General features: G+C 40.1%; 8 protein-coding genes. All 8 read left to right on the plus strand.

Features of this window, described 5'->3' with window-relative positions; all coding sequences use genetic code 11:
• Positions 1-141: 141 nt before the first annotated feature.
• Genes WSC_RS0119545 through WSC_RS0119580 form a run of 8 tightly spaced genes read left to right on the plus strand, consistent with a single transcriptional unit; the run spans position 142 to position 7,541 of the window.
• The gene (locus WSC_RS0119545; RefSeq protein WP_016957649.1) at positions 142-1,677 is read left to right on the plus strand and encodes an anthranilate synthase component 1; all 1,536 of its coding nucleotides are present in this window, start codon (positions 142-144) and stop codon (positions 1,675-1,677) included.
• A 1-nt stretch (position 1,678) separates the two neighbouring features.
• Entirely contained in the window at positions 1,679-2,272 is a 594-nt protein-coding gene (locus tag WSC_RS0119550) for an aminodeoxychorismate/anthranilate synthase component II (RefSeq protein WP_016957650.1), read from the plus strand.
• Positions 2,273-2,284: 12 nt separating this feature from the next.
• Positions 2,285-3,292, plus strand: a complete 1,008-nt coding sequence (gene trpD, locus WSC_RS0119555; protein ID WP_016957651.1) for an anthranilate phosphoribosyltransferase — start codon at positions 2,285-2,287, stop codon at positions 3,290-3,292.
• Positions 3,285-4,649, plus strand: a complete 1,365-nt coding sequence (trpCF, locus tag WSC_RS0119560) for a bifunctional indole-3-glycerol-phosphate synthase TrpC/phosphoribosylanthranilate isomerase TrpF (RefSeq protein ID WP_016957652.1) — start codon at positions 3,285-3,287, stop codon at positions 4,647-4,649. The genes trpD and trpCF overlap by 8 nt, the downstream gene beginning before the upstream one ends.
• 13 nt (positions 4,650-4,662) lie before the next feature.
• A complete protein-coding gene (gene trpB, locus WSC_RS0119565; RefSeq protein ID WP_016957653.1) occupies positions 4,663-5,856 on the plus strand; it encodes a tryptophan synthase subunit beta in 1,194 nt (397 codons plus the stop codon).
• Positions 5,849-6,661, plus strand: coding sequence for a tryptophan synthase subunit alpha (trpA, locus tag WSC_RS0119570; RefSeq protein ID WP_016957654.1), 813 nt, complete (start codon positions 5,849-5,851; stop codon positions 6,659-6,661). Before trpB ends, trpA begins: the two co-directional genes overlap by 8 nt.
• Before the next feature lie 32 nt (positions 6,662-6,693).
• Positions 6,694-7,242 carry a septation protein A gene (locus WSC_RS0119575; RefSeq protein ID WP_016957655.1) on the plus strand — a complete coding sequence of 183 codons (549 nt, stop codon included), beginning with the start codon at positions 6,694-6,696 and terminating at the stop codon, positions 7,240-7,242.
• Entirely contained in the window at positions 7,242-7,541 is a 300-nt protein-coding gene (locus WSC_RS0119580; RefSeq protein WP_016957656.1) for a YciI family protein, read from the plus strand. Before WSC_RS0119575 ends, WSC_RS0119580 begins: the two co-directional genes overlap by 1 nt.
• Positions 7,542-7,836 lie beyond the last annotated feature (295 nt).

The raw sequence follows: 7,836 nt of genomic DNA on the forward strand, positions 1-7,836 counted from the left end.
AACGTCGGGTACAAGGGTATGGATTTAATCCGAAAATAGGTATCAGAATGACATTAGGCACTAGATTACTAATACGATGGCGAAATTGATTAAGGTTTTTCTCATTATTTTTCTTAAACTTAATCAAGACGAAATTAAATTATGACAACACAACTTATTACCAATCAGTTAGCCACTGAATATATAGCAGACCCTCTTACCGTCTACTATAACCTGGCTAAGGATCATACCAACTCATTGTTATTAGAATCAGCTGAAATTGATAGCAAAGACAATCTTAAAAGTATTTTGTTATTAGATGCCTGTTTGCGAGTGGAATGCAACGGCTTAACTGTCAGTGTAGATGCACTTAACAGCAACGGTTTGCCCGCACTGCAATTTTTAAACAATAAACTTGCACAGCACCTTAAAAGCCAAAACAATAATCACAGCGAATTTGTTTTCACTCGCCCGCTACACAATTTAGAAGAAGACCAACGATTAAAATCTGCTAACCCTTTTGAAGTTTTACGCTCACTGTTAACCATTCCAACCGACAACAAACCTGTGTTTTTAGGTGGTGTATTTGGTTATGACTTAGTAGGTGTCGTTGAAGAGTTACCAAATGTGCCGGATGGCGAAAATAGCTGCCCAGACTATGCATTTTATTTAGCTGAAACCATTTTAGTTTGTGATCATCAAACACAAACAGCTGAATTAACCAGCTATAGTTTTTGTCCTGAGCATGCTGCAAAGGCTAAAAGTAGTTTAGAAAATTATCATCAAGCACTAAGCAAACTTGAAGATTTTCATCCAGAGTTAGCCCCCATCAGTCAAGATGATGTAAAAGTAGATGTGAGTGACGAAGACTTTTGCCAATCAGTTATCGCATTAAAAGAAAATATTCGTTTAGGTGATATTTTCCAAGTTGTCCCTTCACGTACTTTTAGCTTGCCTTGTAAACATGCAGTTGCAGCCTATCGCAAACTGAAAAAACAAAACCCTAGCCCATATATGTTTTATATGCGCGACCAAAACTTTGAGTTGTTTGGCGCATCACCAGAATCATCAGTAAAGTACACTAAAGCAAGTAATGAAGTAGAGATTTACCCAATTGCTGGTACACGTCGCCGTGGTTTTAACCCTGATGGTACAATCGACTTAGATTTAGATTCACGCATCGAACAAGAGCTTAGAAGCGACCATAAAGAATTATCTGAACACATGATGCTAGTTGATTTAGCTCGTAACGATGTTGCTCGCGTTTCAGAGCCTGGCAGTCGATATGTATGTGATTTACAAAAAGTCGATAGATATTCATTTGTAATGCATTTAGTTTCGCGTGTTAAAGGCCAATTGCGTAGTGATTTAGATGCGCTGCATGCATACCAAGCCTGTTTGAACATGGGCACGCTGACAGGTGCACCGAAAGTCAAAGCTGCGGAATTAATTCGTTTAACCGAGAAAAAACGCCGTGGCAGTTATGGCGGTGCCGTGGGTTATTTAACCAGCGATGGTGATATGGATACCTGCATCGTTATTCGTTCAGCTTTTGTTAAAGACGGAACTGCACATGTACAAGCTGGTGCAGGTGTTGTTTACGATTCAAAACCACAAGCCGAAGCCGACGAAACCCGCAATAAAGCACAAGCGGTATTAAACGCAATAATTTCAGCATCAACAGCATCGGAGGCGTAACATGAGCACAACCGTATTTTTATTAGATAACTTCGACTCGTTTACTTACAACCTCGTAGATGAACTCAAAACCATGGGTTTTGAACTTGTCGTTTACCGCAATAATGTTGACGCCAAGGTCATGTTTGAAAAAATGCAGGCTTGCGAAAACAACGTGGTATTGATGTTGTCCCCTGGCCCTGGCAGCCCATCACAAGCGGGTTGTATGCCGGAGCTTATCCAACTATGTAAAGGCCACTTTCCAATCATAGGTATTTGTTTAGGCCATCAAGCAATTGTTGAAGCTTATGGTGGCACGGTTGGTACTTCAGGTGAAATTATGCATGGTAAAGCTTCAGCTATTACCCATAATCATCACCCAGTGTTTACCGACATGGTCAGCCCACTCTTTGTTGCCCGTTACCACTCGTTAATGGCAACTACAGTGCCTGATTCACTCGAATTGATTGCCGAAGTCAACGACATACCAATGGCTGTAATTAATGAGCAAGACAGAGTTTTAGGTTATCAATTTCACCCTGAAAGCATTTTGACCACTTTTGGTTCGAAATTACTGAAGCAGAGTTTGAACTACCTAACCCGCCCAGCAGAATAATAAGGATTAATTATGCAAGATTTTATCAATAACGCGTTTGCCGGAGAAAACTCAGACAAAGCGCAAACCCAAGCATTTTTTAACCAAGTAATGTTAGGCGAAGTTGAGCCAATATTATTAGCAGGTGTGTTAGGTGCGTTAAAAGTAAAAGGTGAAACACCGGAAGAAATTGCAGGAGCTGCAGGCGCAATGCGTGCAAATGCACTTGAGTTTAATCGCCCTGATTATCTAATTGCCGATAGCTGTGGTACAGGTGGTGATGGTGCCGACACTATCAATATTTCAACCACAACTGCCATAGTTGCTGCTGCTTGTGGTTTAAAAATGACAAAACATGGTAACCGCAGTGTTTCAAGCAAATCAGGCTCGTCTGATTTGTTAGAAGGTTTAGGCATAAACCTTACACCTAGCCCAGAGCAATCGCGCAAATGTTTAGATGAAGCAGGTATTTGTTTCTTCTTTGCACCGCAATACCACTCAGGTGTAAAACACGCAATGCCAGTGCGTCAAACCATGAAAACACGTACCATATTCAACATTTTAGGCCCGCTAGCTAACCCTGCAGCACCAGATATTCAGCTGCTTGGTGTTTATTCAGGAGATTTGCTCAAGCCAATTGCTGAAACCTTAAAACAGCTAGGTTTAAAACGCGCTATGGTGGTACATGGTTCAGGCTTAGACGAAATTGCCCTGCATGGTGAAACACAAGTGTGTGAACTTAAAGACGGTCAAATCAGTCAATATAGCCTAAGTCCTGCTGACTTTGGTGTAAACGAATGTGCCTTAAGCGACATTAAAGGTGGCACGCCAGCTGAAAACAAAGAGATTTGTGTCAACATGTTATCTGGCAAAGGTGAACAAGCGCATTTAAATGCAGTAGCCATCAACGTATCTGCCCTTTTATATATGGCAGGTTTAGCAACTGATTTAAAACAAGGTACGCAAATCGCACTTGATGCTATGCAATCTGGTAAAGCGCTAACAACTTTAAACAAATTTGTGGAGCTGTCGAATGGCTAATGTATTAGAAAAAATTTGCGCGGATAAACGCGAAGAAGTTGCGACGCAAAAACTAGCAAAACCGTTAGCAAGTTTTGTTGATGGCTTAACACCTTCTGATAGAAGCTTATTTGACTCACTAGCAAAACCACAAAAAGGTTTTATATTAGAGTGTAAAAAAGCCAGCCCATCTAAAGGATTAATTCGAGCTGAATTCAATTTAGATGAAATTATCGACGCGTATTTACCATATGCCAGTGGCATCTCGGTATTAACCGATAAAAAATACTTTCAAGGGGATCACGAGTATTTAAAATACGTACGCGCAAACGTGACTCAACCTTGTTTATGCAAAGACTTTTTTGTTGATGAATACCAAGTGCACTTAGCGCGTTATTACGATGCAGATGCCATCTTATTAATGTTATCTGTATTAAACGATGAAGAATATACAAAATTGGCTGCGTTAGCTGACAGCTACAAGTTAGATATTTTAACTGAAGTATCGAATGAAGAAGAGTTGGCGCGTGCAATTAAACTGAACGCTAAAATTGTTGGTATCAATAATCGTAACTTACGCGATTTATCAACTGATTTACAAACCACCCGCGATTTAGCACCAAAAATTCCAGCAGACAGAATTATCATCTCAGAGTCTGGCATTTATACCCACGACCATGTGTCTGAATTATCTAACTACGCTAAAGGCTTTTTAGTCGGTAGTTCGTTAATGGCGCAAGATAACTTAAAACAAGCTGTGCATAAATTAGTGGTTGGTGAAAACAAAGTATGTGGTTTAACGCGTGCAGAAGATGCCATTGCTGCTAAACAAGCAGGCGCTGTGTATGGTGGTTTGATCTTCGCAGAAAAATCACCTCGTTGTGTTGATATTGAAAAAGCCAAACAAGTTATTGCTGCTGCCGAATTAGATTATGTCGGTGTGTTTGTAAACGCACCTGTGTTAAAAGTAGCCGATACTTGCAAAGAATTGGGCTTAAAAGCCATTCAATTACACGGTGAAGAAGAGCAAGAATATATCGACAAGCTACGCCCTAAATTGCCAGAAGATGTGCAAATTTGGAAAGCACATAACCCGACTATTTCGCCGTTACCTCAATTAACTAAAATTGATCGCTGGTTGATTGATTCGGGTACAAAAGCACAGCCAGGTGGCACAGGCAAAAGCATTGATTGGCAAATTTTGTCACAAATAAACTTTGAAATTCCATTTATGTTAGCGGGCGGTATTAGTGAAGAAAACGCCAAACTAGCCGCGAAACAAGGTGCATTGGGTTTAGATATTAATTCAGGTGCAGAAGACGCACCGGGCATTAAAAACCCAGCAAAATTAACCGCTATTTTTAACGAATTACGATAATACCGAGGAAAGTATGACACAGAAATTAGACGCCTATTTTGGCGAGTTTGGTGGCATGTTTGTTCCAGAGCTTTTAGTTCCAGCTTTAGAGCAATTAGAACAAGAATTTATTGCAGCACAAAACGATCCAGCTTTTAAAGAAGAATTCGAAAGCTTATTAAAAGAATATGCTGGTCGTCCAACGCCATTAACCTTAACCCGTAATTTTTCGCCAAACCCATTAGCAAAAATCTATTTAAAACGTGAAGATTTATTGCACGGTGGTGCACATAAAACTAACCAAGTTTTAGGCCAAGCGTTATTAACTAAACGTATGGGTAAATCACGCGTTATCGCCGAAACAGGTGCAGGCCAACACGGTGTTGCTACCGCATTAGCTTGTGCGTTATTAGGCTTAAAATGCCGTATTTACATGGGTGCAAAAGACTGTGAACGTCAGCAACCAAATGTATTTAGAATGAAATTAATGGGCGCTGAAGTTATCCCAGTAGATGCAGGCTCAGGCACATTAAAAGATGCGGTAAACGAAGCATTACGCGACTGGTCAGCAACTTATGAAGACAGTCATTATTTATTGGGTACAGCAGCAGGCCCTCACCCATTCCCAACTTTGGTTCGTGAATTCCAAAAAATGATCGGCATCGAGGCGAAAGAGCAAATTGTTCAAGCTGAAGGTAAACTGCCTGACTATGTTGTTGCTTGTGTGGGTGGTGGTTCAAATGCAATTGGTATGTTTGCTGATTTCATTGACGAAAAAGACGTTAAATTAGTAGGTGTTGAGCCAGGTGGTCACGGTTTATCTACCCTTAAACATGGCGCAACTATTTGTAAAGGTACCAAAGGTATTTTACACGGTGCAGTTACCTACATTATGCAGGATGACGACGGACAAATTGAAGAGTCTTATTCAGTATCAGCTGGTTTAGACTATCCAGCCGTTGGCCCTCAACATGCTTATTTGCACGCAACAGGCCGAGCGCAATATGTAGCGGCAACAGATGAACAAGCATTGGATGCATTCCAAACACTTTGTCGCTGCGAAGGTATTATTCCAGCACTGGAATCATCACATGCCTTGGCTCACGCCTTAGAAATTGCTAAAGCAGCTACTGAAGAAACCGTTATTGTTGTTAATTTATCAGGACGTGGCGACAAAGACCTTGCGCATGTTCACCGTGTATTAGAGCAAGGAGGTCACTATGAGTAATAGATACAACCAAATGTTCACCAAGCTAAAAGAACAAAAACAAGGTGCGTTTGTACCTTTTGTAACTATTGGTGATCCAAACTTAGCAACGTCTTTAGACATTATTAAAGGTTTAATTGACGGTGGTGCCGATGCACTTGAATTAGGTATTCCTTATTCAGATCCAATTGCCGATGGCCCTACTATTCAAAAAGCCAATATTCGTGCGCTTGAAGCTAAAGTAACACCAAAAGACTGTTTTGAATTAATTAAACAAGTGCGTGAATACAATGCTGATATTCCAATCGGATTGTTGTTATACAGCAACCTAATTTTCGCTAAAGGTTTAGATAGTTTTTATGGCTTATGTGCAGATGTAGGTATCGATTCTGTATTAGTTGCTGACGTACCAGCGCGTGAAAGTGCACCATTTAAACAGATGGCTGAAAAGCATGAAATTGATGCCATATTTATTGCGCCACCAAACGGCAGTGAAAAATCGCTTAAACAAATTGCCGAAAAAGGCTCAGGTTATACTTACCTACTTAGCCGCGCAGGTGTTACAGGTACAGAAACTGTTGCAAATATGCCAATTGAAACTGTTATTGCTGCACTCAATACCTACAACGCGCCACCTGCATTGTTAGGTTTTGGTATTTCTCAACCTGAACATGTAAAAGCAGCTATTGAAAGTGGTGCTGCGGGTGCAATCAGTGGTTCAGCCGTGGTTAAACTAATTGAAAAGAATTTAGATAACCCTGCAGCTATGGTTGCACAAATCACAGAGTTTGTGCGTGTAATGAAAGCTGCAACTCAAACTGATTAGCTAAATAATCGCCAATAGGAAACTAAAGCTTTATGGCTAATATTTTTGAATTTTTACATATAGGTGTATTTTTTGTAGTTTACAAAATGGTTGATATCTATTGGGCGACTGCAGCCCTAATAGGTACAACCGGGCTACATTTAATCTACGAATGGATAAAGCAAAAAACCATGCCGAAAAAACAAATGGCATTGTTTTTAATTGTGTTAGTAATGGGCGGTTTAACCTTGTACTTCCAAGACGATGCATTTATCAAATGGAAAGTAACTGTGGTTAATGGCCTGTTTGCTGTCGGTATTTTTGTTAGCCAAGCTGTATTTAAAGTTAGCCCTATGGAATCTTTATTAGGTAAAGAATTGCCTTTACCTAAAGCTTTATGGGCAAAAATATCTTACGCATGGGCGGCATTTTTCGCAGTTGTAGCAATACTAAACCTTTATGTAGCTTACAGCTTCTCTCAAGAAGTTTGGGTGAATTTTAAATTGTTCGGTTTAATGGGTTTAACTTTTGCCTTTACTGTCGCAACAATTGCATGCATCTACCCTCATCTGCCAAAAGAAAATAAAGAGGATAACCAATAATGTGGTATTTAATTTATAGCCAAGACGTAGAAAACAGCTTACCTCTACGTAAAACGTCACGTGCAGCTCACCTTGCTCGTTTAAATGAATTAAAAGACCAAGGTCGTTTATTAGTAGCTGGGCCAAATCCAGCGATTGATGCAGAAGATCCAGGCGAAGCTGGTTTCACAGGCTCAACTGTTATCGCTAAATTTGATAGTTTGGCAGATGCACAAGCATGGGCTGACAAAGACCCATACATAGAAGCGGGTGTATACAAATCAGTTACCATCAAACCATTTAAGGTTGCCTTACCTTAAAGCTTGGTAGTTAAGTAACCTGAACTCGGGATAACAACTTGCTTTCAAGAGGCTATTTTTCCTCATAACTACGTTGAATTCGCTAGTAATAGCCAGCTATTACGTACGCAAATTCGCCTTGTTCTAAGAAAAAATATCACTCTAGAACCAAATTATCTCTATTTCATAGTCAATTCAATATATTAGCTAACTTGTTATCCCGAGTTCAGGTTAAGTAGAAAAAGCCGCTAGTTATTTGAGTGAAGTGACCCCCAATAGTTGGACTATCCAATTACTGGGGGTCTTTTATGTCTAA

The sequence above is a fragment of the Catenovulum agarivorans YM01 genome, assembly GCF_000281085.1.
Classification (GTDB): Bacteria; Pseudomonadota; Gammaproteobacteria; order Enterobacterales; family Alteromonadaceae; genus Catenovulum; species Catenovulum agarivorans.

Excerpts from the sequence above, each read along its gene's own strand:
- trpD (WP_016957651.1), top strand. The coding sequence starts at position 2,285 with ATGCAAGATTTTATCAATAACGCGTTTGCCGGAGAAAACTCAGACAAA.
- trpCF (WP_016957652.1), top strand. The coding sequence starts at position 3,285 with ATGGCTAATGTATTAGAAAAAATTTGCGCGGATAAACGCGAAGAAGTT.
- WSC_RS0119550 (WP_016957650.1), top strand. The coding sequence starts at position 1,679 with ATGAGCACAACCGTATTTTTATTAGATAACTTCGACTCGTTTACTTAC.
- trpA (WP_016957654.1), top strand. The coding sequence starts at position 5,849 with ATGAGTAATAGATACAACCAAATGTTCACCAAGCTAAAAGAACAAAAA.
- WSC_RS0119580 (WP_016957656.1), top strand. The coding sequence starts at position 7,242 with ATGTGGTATTTAATTTATAGCCAAGACGTAGAAAACAGCTTACCTCTA.
- trpB (WP_016957653.1), top strand. The coding sequence starts at position 4,663 with ATGACACAGAAATTAGACGCCTATTTTGGCGAGTTTGGTGGCATGTTT.
- WSC_RS0119575 (WP_016957655.1), top strand. The coding sequence starts at position 6,694 with ATGGCTAATATTTTTGAATTTTTACATATAGGTGTATTTTTTGTAGTT.
- WSC_RS0119545 (WP_016957649.1), top strand. The coding sequence starts at position 142 with ATGACAACACAACTTATTACCAATCAGTTAGCCACTGAATATATAGCA.